General features: G+C 74.1%; 17 protein-coding genes and 1 pseudogene. 10 read left to right on the forward strand and 8 right to left on the reverse strand.

Annotation, left to right across the window (positions count from 1 at the left end; genetic code table 11):
- Positions 1-156: 156 nt before the first annotated feature.
- The gene (locus A3CO_RS34505) at positions 157-1,710 is read left to right on the forward strand and encodes an MFS transporter (RefSeq protein ID WP_051086100.1); all 1,554 of its coding nucleotides are present in this window, start codon (positions 157-159) and stop codon (positions 1,708-1,710) included.
- The gene (locus A3CO_RS36385; RefSeq protein WP_018335332.1) at positions 1,710-2,228 is read left to right on the forward strand and encodes a DUF2771 family protein; all 519 of its coding nucleotides are present in this window, start codon (positions 1,710-1,712) and stop codon (positions 2,226-2,228) included. The genes A3CO_RS34505 and A3CO_RS36385 overlap by 1 nt, the downstream gene beginning before the upstream one ends.
- A 28-nt stretch (positions 2,229-2,256) precedes the next feature.
- Here A3CO_RS36385 and A3CO_RS0126735 read toward each other — a convergent pair whose 3' ends face one another.
- Positions 2,257-2,643: a cold-shock protein gene (locus A3CO_RS0126735; protein WP_026205046.1), complete on the reverse strand. Its 387-nt coding sequence runs from the start codon at positions 2,641-2,643 to the stop codon at positions 2,257-2,259.
- 188 nt (positions 2,644-2,831) lie between these two features.
- On the reverse strand, positions 2,832-4,472 hold the full coding sequence (locus A3CO_RS0126740; protein WP_018335334.1) for an AMP-binding protein: 1,641 nt from the start codon (positions 4,470-4,472) through the stop codon (positions 2,832-2,834).
- A 114-nt stretch (positions 4,473-4,586) separates the two neighbouring features.
- Between A3CO_RS0126740 and A3CO_RS0126745 the strand changes: the two genes are divergently transcribed.
- On the forward strand, positions 4,587-5,777 hold the full coding sequence (locus A3CO_RS0126745; protein WP_245561609.1) for a phosphorylase family protein: 1,191 nt from the start codon (positions 4,587-4,589) through the stop codon (positions 5,775-5,777).
- A 6-nt stretch (positions 5,778-5,783) separates the two neighbouring features.
- Here the strand turns inward: A3CO_RS0126745 and A3CO_RS34520 are convergent, their stop codons facing one another.
- From A3CO_RS34520 to A3CO_RS0126770, 5 genes are all read right to left on the reverse strand, one after another.
- The gene (locus A3CO_RS34520; RefSeq protein ID WP_018335336.1) at positions 5,784-7,091 is read right to left on the reverse strand and encodes a sensor domain-containing phosphodiesterase; all 1,308 of its coding nucleotides are present in this window, start codon (positions 7,089-7,091) and stop codon (positions 5,784-5,786) included.
- A gap of 139 nt (positions 7,092-7,230) precedes the next feature.
- The gene (locus A3CO_RS0126755) at positions 7,231-8,307 is read right to left on the reverse strand and encodes a sulfate/molybdate ABC transporter ATP-binding protein (protein ID WP_018335337.1); all 1,077 of its coding nucleotides are present in this window, start codon (positions 8,305-8,307) and stop codon (positions 7,231-7,233) included.
- A complete protein-coding gene (locus A3CO_RS0126760) occupies positions 8,304-9,080 on the reverse strand; it encodes an ABC transporter permease (RefSeq protein ID WP_026205047.1) in 777 nt (258 codons plus the stop codon). Before A3CO_RS0126760 ends, A3CO_RS0126755 begins: the two co-directional genes overlap by 4 nt.
- 10 nt (positions 9,081-9,090) lie before the next feature.
- The gene (gene modA / locus A3CO_RS0126765) at positions 9,091-9,858 is read right to left on the reverse strand and encodes a molybdate ABC transporter substrate-binding protein (protein ID WP_018335339.1); all 768 of its coding nucleotides are present in this window, start codon (positions 9,856-9,858) and stop codon (positions 9,091-9,093) included.
- 23 nt (positions 9,859-9,881) lie between these two features.
- Positions 9,882-10,286 (reverse strand): TOBE domain-containing protein, encoded by a 405-nt coding sequence (locus A3CO_RS0126770; protein WP_018335340.1) that lies wholly within the window; start codon positions 10,284-10,286, stop codon positions 9,882-9,884.
- Positions 10,287-10,424: 138 nt separating this feature from the next.
- Between A3CO_RS0126770 and A3CO_RS0126775 the strand changes: the two genes are divergently transcribed.
- On the forward strand, positions 10,425-11,630 hold the full coding sequence (locus tag A3CO_RS0126775; protein WP_018335341.1) for an acyl-CoA dehydrogenase family protein: 1,206 nt from the start codon (positions 10,425-10,427) through the stop codon (positions 11,628-11,630).
- On the opposite strand, the gene A3CO_RS34525 is transcribed toward A3CO_RS0126775, so the two are convergent.
- Positions 11,614-12,267 (reverse strand): helix-turn-helix transcriptional regulator, encoded by a 654-nt coding sequence (locus A3CO_RS34525; RefSeq protein ID WP_018335342.1) that lies wholly within the window; start codon positions 12,265-12,267, stop codon positions 11,614-11,616. The genes A3CO_RS0126775 and A3CO_RS34525 overlap by 17 nt on opposite strands.
- 196 nt (positions 12,268-12,463) lie before the next feature.
- On the opposite strand from A3CO_RS34525, the gene A3CO_RS34530 reads away from it, so the two are divergent.
- From A3CO_RS34530 to A3CO_RS38480, 6 genes and pseudogenes are all read left to right on the forward strand, one after another.
- Complete coding sequence (locus A3CO_RS34530; RefSeq protein ID WP_018335343.1) at positions 12,464-13,774, forward strand: hypothetical protein; 1,311 nt, start codon at positions 12,464-12,466, stop codon at positions 13,772-13,774.
- A gap of 37 nt (positions 13,775-13,811) precedes the next feature.
- A complete protein-coding gene (locus tag A3CO_RS36390) occupies positions 13,812-15,161 on the forward strand; it encodes a heparin lyase I family protein (protein WP_018335344.1) in 1,350 nt (449 codons plus the stop codon).
- A gap of 1,307 nt (positions 15,162-16,468) precedes the next feature.
- Positions 16,469-17,548 (forward strand): GTP 3',8-cyclase MoaA, encoded by a 1,080-nt coding sequence (gene moaA, locus A3CO_RS0126800; protein ID WP_018335346.1) that lies wholly within the window; start codon positions 16,469-16,471, stop codon positions 17,546-17,548.
- Positions 17,548-17,826, forward strand: coding sequence for a MoaD/ThiS family protein (locus tag A3CO_RS0126805; protein WP_018335347.1), 279 nt, complete (start codon positions 17,548-17,550; stop codon positions 17,824-17,826). Before moaA ends, A3CO_RS0126805 begins: the two co-directional genes overlap by 1 nt.
- A 38-nt stretch (positions 17,827-17,864) precedes the next feature.
- Positions 17,865-18,332, forward strand: a complete 468-nt coding sequence (locus A3CO_RS0126810) for a methylated-DNA--[protein]-cysteine S-methyltransferase (protein ID WP_018335348.1) — start codon at positions 17,865-17,867, stop codon at positions 18,330-18,332.
- A 214-nt stretch (positions 18,333-18,546) separates the two neighbouring features.
- A pseudogene (locus A3CO_RS38480) lies at positions 18,547-18,650 on the forward strand (IS481 family transposase); the annotation flags it as partial.

The raw sequence follows: 18,650 nt of genomic DNA on the forward strand, positions 1-18,650 counted from the left end.
TGAGCAGGTGGGGAGGATCGATGGCCAGTCTACGAGAACACCCCGACAGCCTCCGGGCTTCCCGGCGGCCCACGAGAGCGATGCGTCACCGCCGTCACCCGACGCCAGGAACACATCGTCGGTGATCATCCGGCCGTCGTGGGCGACGATGGACCCGTGTCCCGCCCCGAGCCCGACCCCGACGCCGACACCGGCCGTGCCGGCTGGTCGGCCGGGCGGCGGCGCGAGCGCGGGACCGACCGCGAGACCGACCGAGGGACCGACCGGGGGACCCATCGGGAGACCGACCGCGAGACCGACCGCGACACCCGTCGGGAACCCCGGCCCACGCGGCGGCTCACCGGCCAGGACGAGGGCGACACCGGACCGCGCAAGATCACCGTCACCCGGGTCGCCGCGTGGCGGACGCGGAACCTGACCCGGGCGGGCATCCGGGCCTTCCACCGCGCCGCCTCCGCCGACGGGGCCGACCGCTCCGGGCTGACCGCGCTGACCTACGCGTGGATGGCCAACTACGCCTCCGACGCCACGCTGGCCGTCGCGCTCGCCAACACCCTGTTCTTCTCGGCCGCGAGCGCGGAGTCGAAGGACAAGGTCGCGCTCTACCTGCTGATCACGGTCGCGCCGTTCGCCCTGATCGCGCCGGTGGTCGGCCCGTTGCTCGACCGCGTCCAGCGCGGCCGACGGGTCGCCCTCGCGGTCTCGACGGCGGGTCAGGGCGCCCTCGCGGTCGTCCTCGCGCTGTACCTGGACAGCTGGGCGCTCTACCCCGCGGCGCTGGGAATCCTCGTGCTGTCGAAGTCCTTCGGCGTGCTCAAGGCCGCGGTCACCCCCCGCGTGCTGCCACCGGGCGTCACGCTGGTCACCACCAACTCCCGGCTCACGGTGTTCGGCCTGGTCGCGTCCGGGGTGTTCGGGGCGATCGCCGCCGGCGTGTCGTACCTGTTCGGCTCGCCGGGCGCGGCGTGGCTGACGGCAGGCATCTGCTTCTTCGCCGTCTGGCTCTGCCTGCGCATCCCGCGGTGGGTCGAGGTCACCGCGGGCGAGATGGAGACGGTGCTCATCCCCCGCCCGCGCAGCGAAGCGGAGCCGGGCCGTCGGGACCGCCCCGGGACGTCCCGACGGCGGGTGCGGATGAGTCAGCAGGTCGTCACGGCCCTGTGGGCGAACGGGACGATCCGCGCGCTCACCGGGTTCCTGACGCTCTTCGCCGCGTTCGTCGTCAAGGCCCAGACCGAGGGCACGCCGGGCCGCCAGCTGCTGTTGCTCGGCGTCGTGGGTGCCGCGGCGGGGGCGGGCGGGTTCCTCGGGAACGCGCTCGGCGCGCGGCGTCGCTTCGACCGGCCGGACCGGCTGCTGATCACCGCGTTGTGCGCGGCCCTCGCGTCGACCGTCGCCGCCGCGGTCCTGGTGGGGCTCGCGACGGCGGCCGTGGTCGGCCTCGTCGGCGCGACCGCCTCGGCGCTGCTCAAGGTGTGCCTGGACGCGGTGGTGCAGCAGGACATGCCGGAGGCCGCGCGCGCCTCGGCGTTCGGGCGGTCGGAGACGATCCTGCAGCTCACGTGGGTGTTCGGCGGCACGCTCGGGGTGCTGCTGCCCCCGACGTGGTGGATCGGGTTCACGGTGATCAGCGGCGTGCTGGTGATCGGTACCGTGCAGACCGTGATGACCTCACGCGGCCGCTCGCTGCTCCCCCGCCGTTCCGCCTGATGCTCACCCGGCTGCGGGCGGTGCCCCGCTGGGCCTGGATCGCCGTCGTCGCGATCGTGGTGGTGGTGGTCGCGGTGGTGACCGTGCTCGTGGTCTCCTCCGGTCCCGACGATCCGGGTGCGGTGACCTTCGCCGCGGGCGGCGCCACGGTCCAGGCCGAGCCCACGGTCTACTGCGACCTCATGGTCACCGACTGCCGGACGGACCCGGGCAACGTCGCGACGCTGCCGCTGCCGGCCGGGGTGGCGCTCGACCTGACCGTTCCCGACGCCGTGCTGGCGACGCCGTGGCAGGTCGCCTTCGCCTACCTCGACGAGACCGGTACCCAGCAGAGCGGGCGGAGCCAGGTGTTCCCGCCGAACGCGCGCGGCCAGTTCCGGCTGGTGCTCCCCGACCCCCGCTGGCGCCTCCAGCGCGTGGAGGTGCAGCAGTTCGGGGCCAGCCAGACGGTCACGCCGCAGGGCAGCCTGTTCTCCACCCGCTCGACGTGGGTGCTGACCGCGACGGGCCCCGGCTGACCGTCGGCCGGGCCCGTCCGGCCGGCGCTCAGCCCTCCAGCTCCCGGGCGACGGCGCGGACGACCTCGGCGAGCTTCTTCGTGTTGCGCCGGTCGGGGTACTTCCCACGCCGCAGGTCGGGCTGGACCTTGATCTCGAGCAGCTTGATCATGTCGTCGATGAGCCCGTGCAGCTCGTCCGGCGACCGCCGCTTGGCCTCCGCGACCGACGGCAGCGGGTCGACCAGGCGGACCTGCAGCGCCTGCGGGCCGCGGCGTCCCTCGGCGATGCCGAACTCCACCCGCTGACCGGACTTCAGGGACTCCACCTCACGCGGCAGGGACCCCTTGGGGACGTAGACGTCGGCCCCCTCCTCCTGGGAGAGGAACCCGAACCCCTTCTCGGCGTCGTACCACTTGACCTTGCCGGTCGGCACCGTGCTCACCCGTTCTCTCGTCGACGAGAACGCGCCCCGGCAGTGTGCCGGAGCGCGTCCCACCATCGTATCCCGCACGGCCCGCCGAGTCGTCGGAGATGAGGGCCGCGCGCCGTCGGTGACAGCGGAGCGTCGTGGCTGTCGTCCCGTGGCAGCGACGACGCTCCGCTGCCTCCGGGGGAGGCGGCCTACGCCGTCGGCGCGGCGGCCTCGAGGCCCAGCAGCTCCACGGACGCGGCGCGCATCTCGACCTTGCGGACCTTGCCGGTGACGGTCATCGGGAACTCCTCGACGACGTGCACGTAGCGCGGGATCTTGTAGTGCGCGAGCTTGCCGGCGGCGAACTCACGGACCTGCTCGGCGGTGAGCCCGTCGACCCCGTCGCGCAGGCGCACCCACGCCATGAGCTCCTCGCCGTAGCGCTGGTCGGGCACCCCGATCACCTGCGCGTCGAGGATGTCGGGGTGGGTGTAGAGGAACTCCTCGATCTCCCGCGGGTACACGTTCTCGCCGCCGCGGATGACCATGTCCTTGATCCGGCCGGTGATGTTGACGTAGCCCTCGTCGTCCATCACCGCGAGGTCGCCGGTGTGCATCCAGCGCGCCCGGTCGAGCACCTCGGCGGTCTTGTCGGGCTGCTCCCAGTACCCGAGCATCACCGAGTAGCCGCGGGTGCACAGCTCACCCGGCGTCCCGCGCGGCACCGTCAGGCCGGTCTCGGGGTCGATGACCTTCGACTCCAGGTGCGGCATCGTGCGCCCGACGGTGGAGACGCGGCGGTCCAGCGAGTCGTTCGCGCGGGTCTGCGTGGACACCGGCGAGGTCTCGGTCATCCCGTAGCAGATCGACACCTCGGTCATCCCGAACCGCTCGACGACCTGCTTCATCACCTCCACCGGGCACGGCGAGCCCGCCATGATCCCGGTGCGCAGGCTCGAGACGTCGTAGGAGTCGACGTCGGGCAGCGAGAGCTCGGCGATGAACATCGTCGGCACCCCGTACAGCGAGGTGCAGCGCTCCTGCGCGACCGCCTCGAGCGTGAGCTTCGGGTCGAACCCCGGCGCCGGGATGACCATCGTCGCGCCCGAGCTGGAGCACGCCAGGTTGCCCATGACCATGCCGAAGCAGTGGTAGAAGGGCACCGGGATGCACACCCGGTCGGCCTCGGTGTAGCCGCACAGCCGGCCCACGAAGTAGCCGTTGTTGAGGATGTTGTGGTGCGAGAGCGTCGCACCCTTCGGGAACCCGGTGGTGCCCGAGGTGTACTGGATGTTGATCGCGTCGTCGGCCGACAGCTCCGCCTGCACCGCGCGCACCCGTGACACGTCGCCGTCGACGAACAGCGCCGACCACTCGGGCGAGTCGGTGATGATCACCGTCTCCAGCGCGGCGCAGCCCAGCCGGACCTCCTCGATCATCTCCGCGTACTTCGAGGTCTTGAACTCCCGCGCCGCCACCAGCAGCCGCACCCCGGCCTGGTTCAGCACGAACTCGAGCTCATGGGTGCGGTAGGCCGGGTTGACGTTGACGAGGATCGCGCCGACCTTCGCCGTCGCGTACTGCAGCAGCGTCCACTGCGCGCAGTTCGGCGCCCAGATGCCGACCCGGTCGCCCTTGACGATCCCGAGGTCCAGCAGGCCCAGCGCCAGCGCGTCGACCTCCGCGAGGAACTCCGACCACGTGTAGCGCAGCCCCTGCGCCCGGTCCACGAGCGCCTCGCCGTCGGGGACGCGGGCGACCGTGCGGTCGAGGTTGTCGCCGATCGTGTCGCCGAGCAGCGGCTCGTCCGAGATTCCGGATGCGTAGGACGGGACGGCTGGGGCGCTCACCGGATGACCTCCATGACGGATCCGATCGTGGTCCACCTCACGATCGCACGACCCACCGACAGCGTGAACCCTCGCCGCCCCGCCGTCGGGAACCAGCTGGGAGCATCGGGTGCCGTGACCGCCACCCACCCCCGGACCACCGCGAGCGCCGACGGCGCGGCCCTGGACACCTACGACGACGCCGTGGCCCGCCTGGTGGACACGCTCGGCGCCATCGACGACGACGGCTGGTACTCGACCATCGAGGTCGTGCGCCCCTGGTCGGCGGTCAACCCGCGCCTGACCGGCGAGTTCTCCCGCACCGCGGCGATCCGGCGCTACCTGTGCCGCGAGCTCGAGGCGCTCCTGCGCGCGGGCGCCCGGATCACGGTGCGACCGGCGCGGCCCGCGCTGGCCTTCGAGGACCCGTCGTTCTTCGCCGCCCTCGACGAGGACCGGGTCGACGCCCGCTCCAAGAAGCTCTTCCTGTTCGGTCCCGAGCGGATGCAGCTCTCGACCGACCGGCTCGGCCACTACACGGGCACGCCCGCGGCGGCCTTCCAGCGGCACGTGCTGTTCACCAACTACGGGATGCACGTCGAGGCGTTCCTGGAGCGCTGGCCCGACGCCGTCCGCCCGGACCACGACGTCCAGATGCCCGCCTACCACCACGTGCTGCCCGAGGGCGACGGCGTGACCCTGGTGAACATCGGTGTCGGGCCGGCCAACGCGAAGACCGCGACCGACCACGTCGCGGTCCTGCGCCCCGACACGATGATCATGATCGGGCACTGCGGCGGGCTGCGGAACCACCAGCAGAAGGGCGACTTCGTCCTGGCGACCGGCTACCAGCGCTTCGACCACGTGCTCGACGAGGTGCTGCCGCTCAACGTGCCGGTGATCCCGAACCACCGGCTCAACACGTTCCTGCTCGAGGCGCTGGAGGACGCGGGGGCCGAGTACCGGATCGGCACCGTGCACACCACGGACAACCGCAACTGGGAGCTCAACCAGAAGCTGACGCTCGCGGCCATGCAGACCAGCCGCAGCGTCGCCGTCGACATGGAGTCCGCGACGATCGCCGCCAACGGGTTCCGCTACCGCATCCCGAACGCGACGCTGCTCTGCGTCTCGGACAAGCCGCTGCACGGCTCGCCGAAGCTCTCCGCCGACGCCCAGACGTTCTACGAGACCTCCAAGCGCCACCACCTCGGGATCGCGCTTGCCGCGCTCGACCGGGTACGCCGCGAGCACCCGGGCGGGCTGCCCGGCCAAGAGATCCGCTCGGTCGACGAGCCGTTGTTCGGCGGGCCGTCGGACACGTAGGACGCGTCACGCCGACCGGCGCTCCTCCGGGAGCGGCTCGTCGTCGGCGAGCGGGAGCACCCGCGCCATGAGGGACCGGGCGATCTCGACGACGAGGGTGCGGTCGTAGCTGAGGACGTGGTCGAAGACCCGGCGCTCGCCCGGGTGGACGTCGCGGCGCTCGCGGGCGACGAGGGCCGCGGCGAAGTGCGGGCTCACGACGACGAGGGTCGCCTCGCGCGCGATCGGGTCGCCGGGGGCGAGCGCCGAGCCGCGCAACCCGGGGACGAGCTCCGCGGGCATGTCGGCCCCGAGGGCGCCGACGAACCGGGCGTGCGTCGCGAGGGCCGCGTAGTGCTCGGCGAGCTCGGCGGGCGTGTTGCGCGGATCGAGGCACGTGATCAGCACGACGGCGAGGCCGGCGTTCCGGCCGACGACGTCCTCGAGCTCCCGCCGCATCGCGATCAACAGATCGACCGGGACGCGGACCGCCGGGTGCCGGGCCGTCGCCAGCTCGTAGGGGCTCCCGACCGGCGTCACCTGGTCCAGGCCGTGCAGCGGCAGGGGCCACCGGGGCCGCGGCAGTCCGCCCGGGAGCCAGTGCTCCGGCAGTGGGCGCGCCGCCCCGTAGTACCAGCCCTGCGCGAGGGTGGCGCCGAAGGCGATCGCCAGGCGCTCGTGCTCGAGGGTCTCCACCCCCTCGGCGAGGACCAGCGCCCCCCGGCGCTCGGCATGGGCCCGCACCGCGGAGAGCACCCGCACGAGGGCGTTGTCCGGGGTTCGGCGCAGCATGCCCATGTCGAGCTTGACGACGTCGGGCATGAGGAACGGCATGAGCGCGAGCGAGTCGGCGTCCACCCCGACGTCGTCCAGGGCGATCCCCACTCCCGCCGCCCGCAGGTGCTCGGTGAACGTGAGCAGCTCCGCGGGGTCGCGGGCCAGGTCGCGCTCGGTGATCTCGACGACGACCTGCACCTCCGGGTACCGCGCGATGGTGGCGAGGAGGGCCGCCCACGAGGTGGCGCCCAGGCCGGCGGGCTCGCAGTTGAGGAACAGCCGCAGCTCGGCGGGCGGCCGTGCCGTCTCCCACCAGGTGAGGGCCACGTCGTGACAGAGCCGGTCGAGCTCCCCCGTGAGCCCCGCCGCCCGCGCGGCGGCGAACAGGGCGTCCGGGCGCTCGAGGGCCGTGTCGCGCGGTCCCCGGGTGAGGGCCTCGACGCCGACGACCTGACGGGTCGGGAGCTCGACGATCGGCTGGAAGACCGTGCGGATCGACCGCTCGGCGAGGACGGCGCGCAGGTCCGCGTCCACGTCCTCCGTGGTCTCGACCGCCATCCCGCCCCCTCCTCCGGCGTCCGCCCCGATCCTCGGATCCGGTATATCGACTTCGCTTGAGGGCCACGGTAACCGCCGACGGGGTCCAACCACCGACACGTTGGGGTGATGCGGGCGTTGCACGGAGTGAGTCCGGTCCTCACCGGCCCGCCGGGTAGACCTCCACCTCGGCCGCCTTCACCGTGAACCACAGCTCGTCGCCCGGCTCGACGCCGAGGTCGGCGACGGCGGCCGGGGTGACGTCGGCGGCGAGGCCGTCGACCCAGCCCGGCCCGTCGTCGGGAACGCCCGCGCGGAGCCGGACGAGCTCGCCGTGCGGCTCCATCGCGGCGAGCCGGACCGGCACCATCGTGCGCGGCGATCCCTTCGGCGGGTCGCGGAACACGGCCACCGAGGCCGGGGAGAACAGCGCCACGGCCGGCTCCCCGTCGGCGACCGGCTCCGGGTGCACGCCTCCGATCACCGTGCCCTCCGCGGTCCGCAGGCCCTCCCGGCAGGAGCGGCCCGGGACGAGGTCGAGCCCCGCGATGCGCGCCGCGAAGGCGGACCGCGGCCGGCGCAGCACCTCGGCGGTCGGGCCGGACTCGACGACGCGGCCGCCGTCGAGCACGACGAGGCGGTCGGCGAGGACGACGGCGTCGAGCACGTCGTGGGTGACCATCAGCGTGGTCACCCCGGCGGCGCGCACCACGCGGCGCAGCAGCGACCGGACGGCCGGGGTGACGTCGACGTCGAGCGCCGCGAAGGGTTCGTCGAGCAGCAGCAGTTCCGGGTCGCAGGCGAGCGCGCGCGCGATGGCGATGCGCTGGGCCTGGCCGCCGGACAGCTCGGCGGGCCGCCGGTCGGCGAGGGCCGTGGCGTCCACCATCGCGAGCCAGCGGTCCGCGGTCTCCCGCGCGGCCCGTCGTCGGGAACCGGTGGAGCGCGGCCCGAAGGCGACGTTGTCGCGGGCGGTGAGGTGGGGGAAGAGCAGTGCCGACTGGCTCAGCAGACCGACCCGCCGGCGGTGCACGGGCACGTCGTCGAGGGCGCGGCCGGCGAGCACGATCGAGCCCCGGTCGGGGCGGTACAGCCCCGCGAGCGCGCCGAGGAACGTCGACTTCCCGGCGCCGTTCGCGCCGAGCACCGCGACGACCTCGCCGGACTCCACGGTCACCGAGACGTCGAGTGCGAACGACCCGCGGGTGACCGCGACGTCGACCTCGAGGCGGCTCACCGCAAATCCCGGGTGCGGCTGACGACGATCACCAGGATCGCCACGACGACGAGGACGAGCGACATCGCGACGGCACCGTCGAGGTCGCTCTCCGACTCCAGATAGATGAACAGCGGGAGGGTGCGGGTGGTGCCCTCGAGCGAGCCCGCGAACGTGATCGTCGCGCCGAACTCACCGAGCGCGCGGGCGAACGCGAGCACGCTCCCCGACATCAGGCCCGGCAGGACGACGGGCACCGTCACCCGCCACAGCGTGGTCGCGGGTGAGGCTCCGAGCGTCGCCGCGACCGCCTCGTAGCGCTCCCCCGCCGTCCGCAACGCCCCCTCGAGCGAGACGACGAGGAACGGCATGGCGACGAAGGTCTGGGCCAGCATCACCGCCCCCGTCGAGAAGGGGATGGTGATCCCGAACTCGCGGTCGAGGAACCCGCCGACCGGGCCGGTGCGCCCGAACAGGAACAGCAGCGTCAGGCCCCCGACGACGGGTGGGAGCACCAGGGGCAGCAGCACCACCGACCGGATGAACGGCAGGCCGGGCAGTGACGACCGCGCGAGGACCACGGCGAGCGGACCGCCGAACAGCAGGCAGAGCGCCATCGTCGCGAGCCCGGTCTCCAGCGAGAGACGCAGGGCCGCGAGCGCCGACGGCGTCGTGACGAGGCCGAGGAAGTTCGGCCAGTCCACCCGGAGGACGAGCCCCGCGACGGGGATCGCGACCAGGAGCCACGCGAGCGCCGCCGGCACCCAGAGGAACCGCGGGACCGTGGTCCTCACGAAGCGGGGGTCACTTGGTGACGAACCCCGCCTGCTGCAGCGCCGCGGTGCCCTGCTGGCTGCGGACGAAGTTGATCCAGCTCTGCGCGAGGTCGGCGTTCTGCGAGCCGGTGACCACGCCGATCGGGTAGGACTGGATCGCTCCCTGCGCCGAGGCCTGCGGGAAGCTCACGCCGGCGACCTTGCCGGCGGTGGACTTCACGTCGGTGACGTAGACGAGGCCCGCGTCGGCGTTGCCGGTCTGGACGCGGTTGAGCACGCCCTTGACGTCCTGTTCCTCGCTGGCGGGCGTCAGAATGACGTTCGCGGCCTTCTCGGCGGCCTGGGCGGCCGCGCCGCACGGGACGGCGGGAGCGCAGACCACGGAGACGACGCCGGGCTTGGTCAGGTCCTGGAGCGAGGTGATGCCCTTCGGGTTGTTCGGGGCCACCGCGATCTGCAGCGAGTTCGTCGCGTAGACGACGGGCTCGCCCTGGATCTTCCCGGCCTGCACCGCGGTCTGCATCGTCTTCGAGCTCGCCGTCGCGAGCACGTCGGCCGGCGCACCCTGCACGACCTGCTGGGCCAGCGCGTCCGAGCCGCCGAAGTTGAACTTCACGGTGGTGCCGGGGTTCGCGTTCTGGAACTCGGTGCCGAGCTGCTGGTAGACGCTCGTGAGCGAGGCGGCCGCCGACACCGTGAGGGTGCGGGCGGGCGCCTGCGCCTGCGCGCCGGAGCCGGAATCGGATCCGCCGCACGCGGTCAGGGCGAGCCCGAGCACGGCAGCGGTGCCGGCCATGAGCGCGGCACGGAAGCGGGTCCTCACGCGGTTCCTCCAGGGGTCTCGACGATGATGTGGGTGGCCTTGACGACGGCGACCGCGAGCGAGCCGACCTCGAGGGCGAGCTCGTGCACCGCCTCGGTGCTCATGAGCGACACGACGCGGTGCGGACCGCACTGGATCTCGACCTGCGACATGACCTTGTCGCTCTGGATGTCGGTCACCAGGCCGACGAAGCGGTTCCGGGCCGAGCGCCCGACGCCCGACGGGTCGGGCGTGGCGTGGGCCTGGGCCCGCGCGAACGCCGCGAGGTCGGCCCCGGCGATGACCTTGCGGCCACTGGAGTCGGCCTCGACGGGTAGGGCGCCGCCGTCGGTCCAGCGACGGACCGTGTCGTCGCTGACCCCGAGCAGACGAGCCGCCTCGGCGATCCGGAAGTGCGTCACGGCGCGCAGTCTAGGCACGTAGGTACGGCTGTGGTGACCCGGAAGGGGGAGCATCTTCGGGACGGCGGGTGACCGTGGTGGAGATCGCGTGGATCACCACCCTCGCGCACCGCACCCACCGGTGGGAGAGTCGCGGACGTGGACTTCGCCCCCAGCGCCGTGGCAGACGACTACACCAAGCGGATGCGCGCCTTCCTGGAGGAGTCGATCCTCCCCGCCGAGGCCGAGTACGACGCCTTTCGCGACGCGCGCCGAGGTACCCCCGCCGAGCACGAGCTGCCGCCCGTCGTCGAGACCCTCAAGGCCGAGGCCCGCGACCGCGGCCTCTGGAACCTGTTCCTCCCGTCCGAGTCCGGTCTGACCAACCTCGAGTACGCCTCGGTCGCCGAGGTGACCGGGTGGTCGCCGGTGATCGCACCGGAGGCGATCAACTGCCAGGCGCCCGACACGGGCAACATGGAGACGCTGCACCTGTTCGGCACCGCCGAGCAGAAGCAGGACTGGCTCGTCCCGCTGCTCGCCGGCGAGATCCGCTCGGCCTTCGCGATGACCGAGCCCGACGTCGCGAGTTCCGACGCCACCAACATCACCACCGAGATCCGCCGCGAGGGCGACGAGTACGTCATCAACGGCAAGAAGTGGTGGTGCTCCGGTGCCGCGGACGCGCGCTGCGCGATCTTCATCGTCATGGGCAAGACGGACCCGGAGGCCTCGAAGCACCGCCAGCAGTCGATGGTGCTCGTGCCGCGCGACACCCCGGGCGTGAACATCGTCCGGGCCCTGCCGGTGTTCGGCTACCAGGACCAGCACGGGCACTGCGAGATCGAGTTCCACGACGTGCGGGTCCCGGTGTCGAACCTGCTCGGCGAGGAGGGCGGCGGCTTCGCCATCTCGCAGGCCCGCCTCGGCCCCGGCCGTATCCACCACTGCATGCGCCTCATCGGCATGGCCGAGCGCGCCCTCGACGCGATGGTGCGCCGGGCGAACGAGCGGATCGCCTTCGGCGGCCCGCTGGCGAACCAGGGCGTGGTCCAGCAGCAGATCGCCGAGAGCCGCATCGAGATCGACCAGGCCCGCCTCTACGTGCAGAAGGCCGCGGACCTCATCGACAAGGTGGGGTCCCGGGGCGCGGCGAGCGAGATCGCCGCGATCAAGGTCGTCTGCCCGCGGATGGCGTGCAGCGTCATCGACCGTGCAATCCAGGTGCACGGGGGTGGCGGGGTGTCCGACGACTTCCCGCTCGCCTCGGCCTACGCCTGGGCCCGCGCGCTCCGCCTCGCCGACGGGCCCGACGAGGTGCACCTGCGCTCGGTCGCCCGCGTGGAGATCAAGAGCCGCGCCTGAACACCCCGAGCGCCCAGGCGCGGCCGACCGCCTCCGCGCGGTCGGTCGCGTCGAGCTTGCGGAACAGCCGCGCCGCGTGCGACTTCACGGTCGACGCGGACACGTACAACCGCCCGCCGATGTCGGCGTGGGTCATCCCCCGGCTCAGCCCGATCAGCACCTGCACCTCGCGCGCCGACAGGTCCAGCTCCCGCTGGGTGGCCCGGTCCAGGTGGACGCCCTCGGCCGGGGGCGTGAGCAGTTCCTCCTCCGGCGAGGAACCGGCCGCGAGCGCGGCCAGCGTGCGCGTCATCGCCCGCGGTGCGTCCCACCGCAGGTAGCCCACCGCCCCGGCCGCGAGCGCCTCCGCGACCGCGGCGGAATCGTCCGACGGACCCGCCACGAGCACCGGCACGCCCGGCGCCGCACCCCGGACCGCGGCGAGCGTCGACGCGACGGTGCCCGACCGGGAGATGCCCAGCACGACGACGTCCGCCGGGCCGGCCGCCACCCGGGCGAGCAGGTCGGCCAGGTCGGTCGCGGCCACGACCTCGTCGGCCTCGCCGGAGCCCGCGAGCAACAGCTCGAGGCGCCGACGGGTCTGCTCCCGCTCGTCGTGCACCAGACAGGTGCGCCCCATCGCGCGCAGCTCCTTCACACGATCGTGGACGTCGTAGCTCTACCGGGTGGCACGACCGTGGCGCCGGTGGCGCGCCGATCATGACGACACCGATGTAATTCACCCCGCGGGTCATCACTCACATGCGTCACGCGTGCATCGATTGCGTGTGCAGGGCAGTGCCCGATTGCATGATCGAGTGCGGAGAGCGAAGCGCTGGAGGCTGGTCCTGACGGTGGCCGCGACGCTGCTGGCCCTCCCCGCGGCCCCCGTGGCGCGAGCCCTGCCGTCACTGCCCGCACTGCCCGCACTGCCCTCCGGGGAGACCTGGGCGGCCGAGCTCGCCGTCGCGGACGGCGACGACGTCGACGTCGTCGCCACCGACGGCGCCGTGCGGCTGCGCGACACCACAGCCCGCACGACGACGGCCGGCCCCGCCCCCGCCGAGGGCACGCTGCTGCTCGCCCCGCGCCGGCTCGGCGCCGTGGCCGACCGGGTGTCCGCGGCCGCCACCGCGGACACGCCGCCGGGCTCCCAGGTCCTGGTGGCGGTCCGGGGACTGCGCGACGACGGGTCCTGGTCCGAGTGGATCCCGACGGCCGACCGGGGGCCGGCCCAGCTGCCCGCCGCGACCCTCCAGGTGCAGGTGCGGGTGACCCTGGTGGCCGGGGACGGCGGAGTGGGCCCGGCGCTGCGCCGCCTCTGGCTCACCGCGGACGCGACCCCCGCGCCGCGGCGGCTCGCGACGACCGTCGCGACCGCGCCCTTCACGGCCCGGGTGTTCGCCACCCGCATCGGGCTCGTCGGGAACACCACCGCCAACGGGCACCGCATCGTCACCGAGGACCGCTTCGTCGCCCTGCCCTCCCGCCGCGGCCTCGCCCCCGACGGCGCCGGGGACTACACGGTCCGCATCTGCGCCGACAACGGTCGCTGCACGTGGGCGCCGGTCTGGGACGTCGGGCCGTGGAACGTCCGCGACGACTACTGGAACACCGACCGCCAGTCCTTCGGCGACCTCCGCCGGGGCGTGCCCCAGGCCCAGGCCGCGCACGACGACGGGTACGCGGACGGCCGGGACGGCTTCGGCCGGAAGGTGGCGAACCCCGCCGGGATCGACCTCGCCGACGGCACGTTCCGCCGCGATCTCCGCCTCGCGGACAACTCCCCGGTCGACGTCACCTACCTCTGGACCGGCACCGGGCCCGCCGGCACCACCCGCGGCGACGACCCGCTGACGGTCCGCTCCGCGCCCTCGCCCGACGCTGCCGACATCGGGGCGATCGCACCCCGCTCCCGGGTCCTCGTCGAGTGCTCCGCCCCGGCCGGTCCACCGCCGACGACCTCCCCCGTCACCGCCGCCGCGGTGGACCCGGCGGCCGTGGCCCGTCCGACGCCCACCACCGCACCCACGACCATCTCCGCGCCGTCGACCACCAGGCCGTCGACCACCACGACGTCGCCCGCCGCGCGCTGGCTGCGCCTCGGCACCGGTCAGTACGTCCCCGCCACCGCTCTGGAGGTCCCCGATGTCCCGACGTGCTGAGCGCCGACGACCGGCCGACGGTCATCGAGCACCTGCGGTGGTCGGGACGGCCGCCGGATCACCGAGGGCCGGCCGTCGGATCGCGGGACTCGGCGGCGCCGTCGTTGCGGCCCTCCTGCTGGCCGGCACGACGGCCACCGCGGGCCCGGCCATCGTCACCCCGACCGGGCCCGGCGAGAGCTGGGCCGCCGAGCTCGCCCTCGGGGGCGGCGACGACTCCGGTGTGCTCGTCGCGGACGGTGGCGTCCGCCCCGCCCGACCCGGCACCGAGGGGGTCCTGACGACGGCCCCGCGCCGCCTGCTCGCGCCGGCCGCGGGCCTCGCGGGCACCGTCGCCGCCGACACCCCGGCCGGGACCGCGGTCGACCTCCAGGCCCGCGGCCTGGCCCCCGACGGCACGTGGGGACCGTGGCTCGCCGTCCGGGACGCCGCGCCCGCGCGCTTCGCCGCCCCCACCGCGGAGGTGCAGGTCCGGCTGCTCCTGCGCGGCGCCGCCGACGGGTCCGCGGTCCCTGCCGCCCATGGGGTCTGGCTGACCGCCGAGCCCACGGCCCCGGCGACCACCACGACGGTCCCCACCGCGCGGCCGGCCGCCGTGACGAGCGGGGCCACCCCCGCCCCGTCGACCACGGGCCTCGTCTGGGACGGCGCGATCGCGACGAAGGGCCTGGGCGGGTTCAAGGACACGCCGTACAACATCACCGGCAGCTCGTCGGTGAAGGTCGTCGACGGGCCGCCGCGGGCCATCCGGTTCACGGTGCCCAGCGGCTCGCAGCGGGCCGAGGTCGAGCCCGACGTCGCCGAGTTCTCCGAGGGCGAGACGCGGTTCTTCCGTCTGACCTACACCCTGCCGCCGTCGTTCCCGCTGAAGCCGTCGGGCTTCCAGCTCGCCACGCAGTGGAAGAACGACGGCACCGGCTCGCCGCCCCTGGAACTGCGGGTCGAGGACGGCAAGTTCCGGCTCGGCGGTGGCTTCGGCCGGCCCGGGGGCTCGCGTCTGTTCGCCACCGACGTCGGGCCGGCCGTGACCGGGCGGCCCGTGGACATCGTCGTCGGGATCGTCTTCTCCTCCGACCCCGGCAAGGGCCGGGTCGACGTCTGGCTCGACGGGAAGCAGACCGTGGCCGGCTTCCGCCCGCCCGGCGGCACGCTCTACCCGGGGAAGCAGAGCTACTGGAAGGTCGGGCTCTACCGCGACACGGCGAACGCGGGCACCGCGACCGCCGACCTCGGCGTCGCCCGGCTCGGCGAGACCTACTCCGCCGTCGCTGGGAGCCCGGCGCCGAGCACCACCTCGTCACCGGCCGCGAGGCCGACGAGCACCTCCGCGGCGCCGTCGCCGACCAGCCCGACCCCGACCGTCCGGGTCACCGTCCCCGTGCCCTGATCCCGCCGCACCTCGACGGTCGCGGTACCCGGGGCGGGTCCCGGGTGCAGGGCGGCGACCGGCACGACGAGCACCCCGTCCCGGCGCTCGAGCACGATGTCCACCCGGGCCGGGACGCCGATCCGGTCGGCGCCCCCGAGCGGGGCGTCGACGGTGACGGCGTAGCGCCCGTCGGGTCCGGGCACGGGGGCGACGTCGGCGACCTCGCCCCACCGCGGCGGGCCGGTCGTGGTCACGACGGCCGGCCGCCCGACGGGGACGGCGGCGACCTGGCCGGGCTCGATCCCGACGCGGACGGCGAGCCCCGTGAGGTCCGCGATCTCGACGACGGGCGGCGAGGTCGCGGTGACACGGTCGCCCACCTGCGCCCGGACCACGGTCGCCGTGCCGTCCTGGGCGGCGCGCAGCACGCCGCCGTCCAGCACCCGTTGCGCCTCCGCGAGCGTCGCCCGGTCGGCGGAGATCGTGGCGTCGAGGCGGGCGATCGCGACCGGGTCGGGCACCGGCGGCGGCACGGGCGCAGGCACCGATACGGGCACGGGCACCGGCGCCCGGGCCGCGGCGTCGCGGGCCCGCTGGTCGGCCACGAGCGCGGCGCGCGCCGCGTCGAGGCGGGGACGGACGGCGCTCTCGTCGAGGGTCGCGAGCACGTCCCCCGCCCGGACCTCACCGCCCGTCGTGACGTCGACCGACGCGACGACGCCGTCGACCGGGAAGGACGCGGCCGAGCTCCGCCGGCTCACCACCGTGCCGTCGACGTGGGCCGACAGCACGACGCTGCCGCGGACCACGGTCGCGGTCACCGGCCGCAGCGGGGCGTCGGCGGCGAGGGCCAGGCCCCCGAGGACGACGACGACCACGAGCAGCAGCAGGACCGCCAGCACGCCGCGTCCGCGCCGCCGGCGTCGGGCGGGACCCGGACCCGTCGTGGGCGGCCGGATCGCCGTGGTGGTCACGGTCCGACGCTAGTGACGCCCGCCCGGGCGTCCCGGGACGTCCGCTTCGTTCGGCGTGTCACCCGGCTGGGGGACGGCCGACGCGTGCCGGTCCGGAGGGCGGCGGCGCCGACGGCGACCTCACCACCGGCGGGCGGAGGTCGCGGATCCGGACGCCCGGGCCCCGGATCCGCGACCCCGGCGGCGCGCTGGGCCTCGGCTGTCCCGCTCCCCTCCGATCGTACGGTTCCGGCCGACCCGAGCCGCAGGTGCGTGATCACCTCGGGGTGGTCCCCGCATCTGCGGGTCATGCCCCCGACCTGCGGAGATGCTGCTCACGCAGGTCCTCGATCGTGGTTAGGGTGGACGGCGATGACCATCCTCGACCTCGGCGTCCCGTCCGTTCCGGGGACGTCGGACACCGCCGCGGACCGCCCCTCCGACGCCCGCCTCGTCGACCGCTACGGCCGGGTCGCGACCGACCTGCGGGTCTCGCTGACCGACCGGTGCAATCTGCGCTGCACCTACTGCATGCCCGCGGAGGGCCTGGAGTGGATGCCGACCGAGCAGGCCCTCACCGACGACGAGGTCGTCCGACTGGTGCGCATCGCGGTCGAGCACCTCGGCGTGCAGGAGATCCGGTTCACCGGCGGGGAGCCGCTGCTCCGGCGCGGCCTCGAGGACATCGTCGCGGCGACGGCGGCGCTGACCCCGAAGCCCGACATGTCGGTCACCACCAACGGCCTCGGCCTGACGAAGCGGGCCCGGCGCCTCGCGGACGCCGGCCTCGACCGGGTCAACGTCTCGCTGGACACGTTGCGCCCGGAGCGGTTCGCCGAGATCACCCGGCGCGACCGGCTCGGGGACGTCCTCGACGGCCTCGCGGCCGCCCGTGACGCGGGCCTCGGTCCCATCAAGATCAACACGGTGCTCATGCCGGGTCTGAACGACGACGAGGCCCCGGACCTGCTCGGCTGGGCCCTGGCCGAGGGCTTCGAGCTGCGCATCATCGAGCAGATGCCGCTCGACGCCGGTCACTCCTGGCAGCGCGACCGCATGATCACCGCCGAGCAGATCCTCGCCTCGCTGCAGACCCGGTTCTCGCTGCGACCCGACCCGGCCGAGCGCGGCGGCGCCCCGGCCGAGCGGTTCCTCGTCGACGGGTGGGAGCGCCCCGGGGGCGGCCCGGCCCGCGTGGGCGTCATCGCGTCGGTCACCCGCCCGTTCTGCGGGACCTGCGACCGCACGCGGCTGACCGCCGACGGTCAGGTGCGCACCTGCCTGTTCGCCCGCTCCGAGAACGACCTACGGTCCCTCCTGCGCGGCGGCGGCACCGATGCCGAGATCGCCGCGGCGTGGCGGGTCGCGATGTGGGGCAAGAAGCCCGGCCACGGCATCGACGACCCCGGGTTCCTGCAGCCCGACCGTCCCATGAGCGCGATCGGAGGATGATGACGAGCTCGCTCGAGACCCGCACCCTGACCGTCACGGTCCGCTACTTCGCCGGCGCGAAGGCCGCCGCGGGCTGCGGCTCGGAGGCACTGACGGTGCCGACCGGGACCACCGTCGCCGCGCTGGTCGAGGCGATCGCCTCGGACCACGGCGAGGCACTCGTGAAGGTGCTGGCCGCGTCGTCGTTCCTGCTCGACGGCACCGCCGTGCACTCGCGTGACGAGGTCCTCGCCGACGGCGCCGTCGTCGACGTGCTGCCGCCCTTCGCCGGGGGCTGACCCGCAACACCCGGGCGGCTCGGGGTGTTCTCCCGGACATGACGGTCGTGCACGAGACACGGATCGGGCCGCTGTACCTCGCGGCCTCGGCGGACGGGCTGACGCTCCTGGGGTTCACCGCCCCGACGAGCCCCACCCCGCCCGACGTCGGGACGGAGCACCTCGACCTCGCGCGCCGCGAGATCGACGCCTACCTCGACGGCGGGTTGCGGGAGTTCACCGTCCCGGTCGACCTGGCGGGCGCCCACGACCGCCGCATCCTCGACGGGCTGCGCGACGTCGGGTGGGGCACGACGATCACCTACGGCGCGCTCGCGACGAAGGTCGGGCTCCCGCTCTCGGACTCCCGCCGGGTCGGCGGTGCGATGGCGCGGAACCCCGTGGCGATCGTCGTGCCGTGCCACCGCGTGGTCGGCGCCGACGGCTCGCTCACCGGCTACGCGGGCGGCCTGGGGACCAAGCGCGCGCTGCTCGACCTCGAGGCCGCCGACACCATGCTCTTCTGACCGAGCACCCGGTGCACCGTCGAGTGGTCCCGCGTCGCTGCCGACGGGGGTTCCTCACGACGCTGCGGGACCACTCGGCGCGCGGCTAGGTGTACTGACCGGACACGTTGGTTGAACCGGTGTGACGACACGGTCTGAATGATCTTGAGGGGAGGACCTCTCGGGAGTGCTGTGGAGCTGTCTGACGGCACCCATCACCACCGGGAGGTCCTCCGTGGCCCACGCTAACGCGGCACTGACCCCGCGCAGCCGATTGAAGCTCGCGCGTCTGATCGTCGAGCAGAACTGGCCGATCGCCGCGGCCGCGATCCGCTTCCA

The organism is Actinomycetospora chiangmaiensis DSM 45062 (genome assembly GCF_000379625.1).
Classification (GTDB): Bacteria; Actinomycetota; Actinomycetes; order Mycobacteriales; family Pseudonocardiaceae; genus Actinomycetospora; species Actinomycetospora chiangmaiensis.

Coding starts and splice junctions, on each gene's coding strand:
- A3CO_RS36385 (WP_018335332.1), top strand. CDS start 1,710: ATGCTCACCCGGCTGCGGGCGGTGCCCCGCTGGGCCTGGATCGCCGTC.
- A3CO_RS34520 (WP_018335336.1), bottom strand. CDS start 7,091: ATGGCGGTCGAGACCACGGAGGACGTGGACGCGGACCTGCGCGCCGTC.
- modA (WP_018335339.1), bottom strand. CDS start 9,858: ATGGCCGGCACCGCTGCCGTGCTCGGGCTCGCCCTGACCGCGTGCGGC.
- moaA (WP_018335346.1), top strand. CDS start 16,469: ATGACCATCCTCGACCTCGGCGTCCCGTCCGTTCCGGGGACGTCGGAC.
- A3CO_RS0126805 (WP_018335347.1), top strand. CDS start 17,548: ATGACGAGCTCGCTCGAGACCCGCACCCTGACCGTCACGGTCCGCTAC.
- A3CO_RS0126810 (WP_018335348.1), top strand. CDS start 17,865: ATGACGGTCGTGCACGAGACACGGATCGGGCCGCTGTACCTCGCGGCC.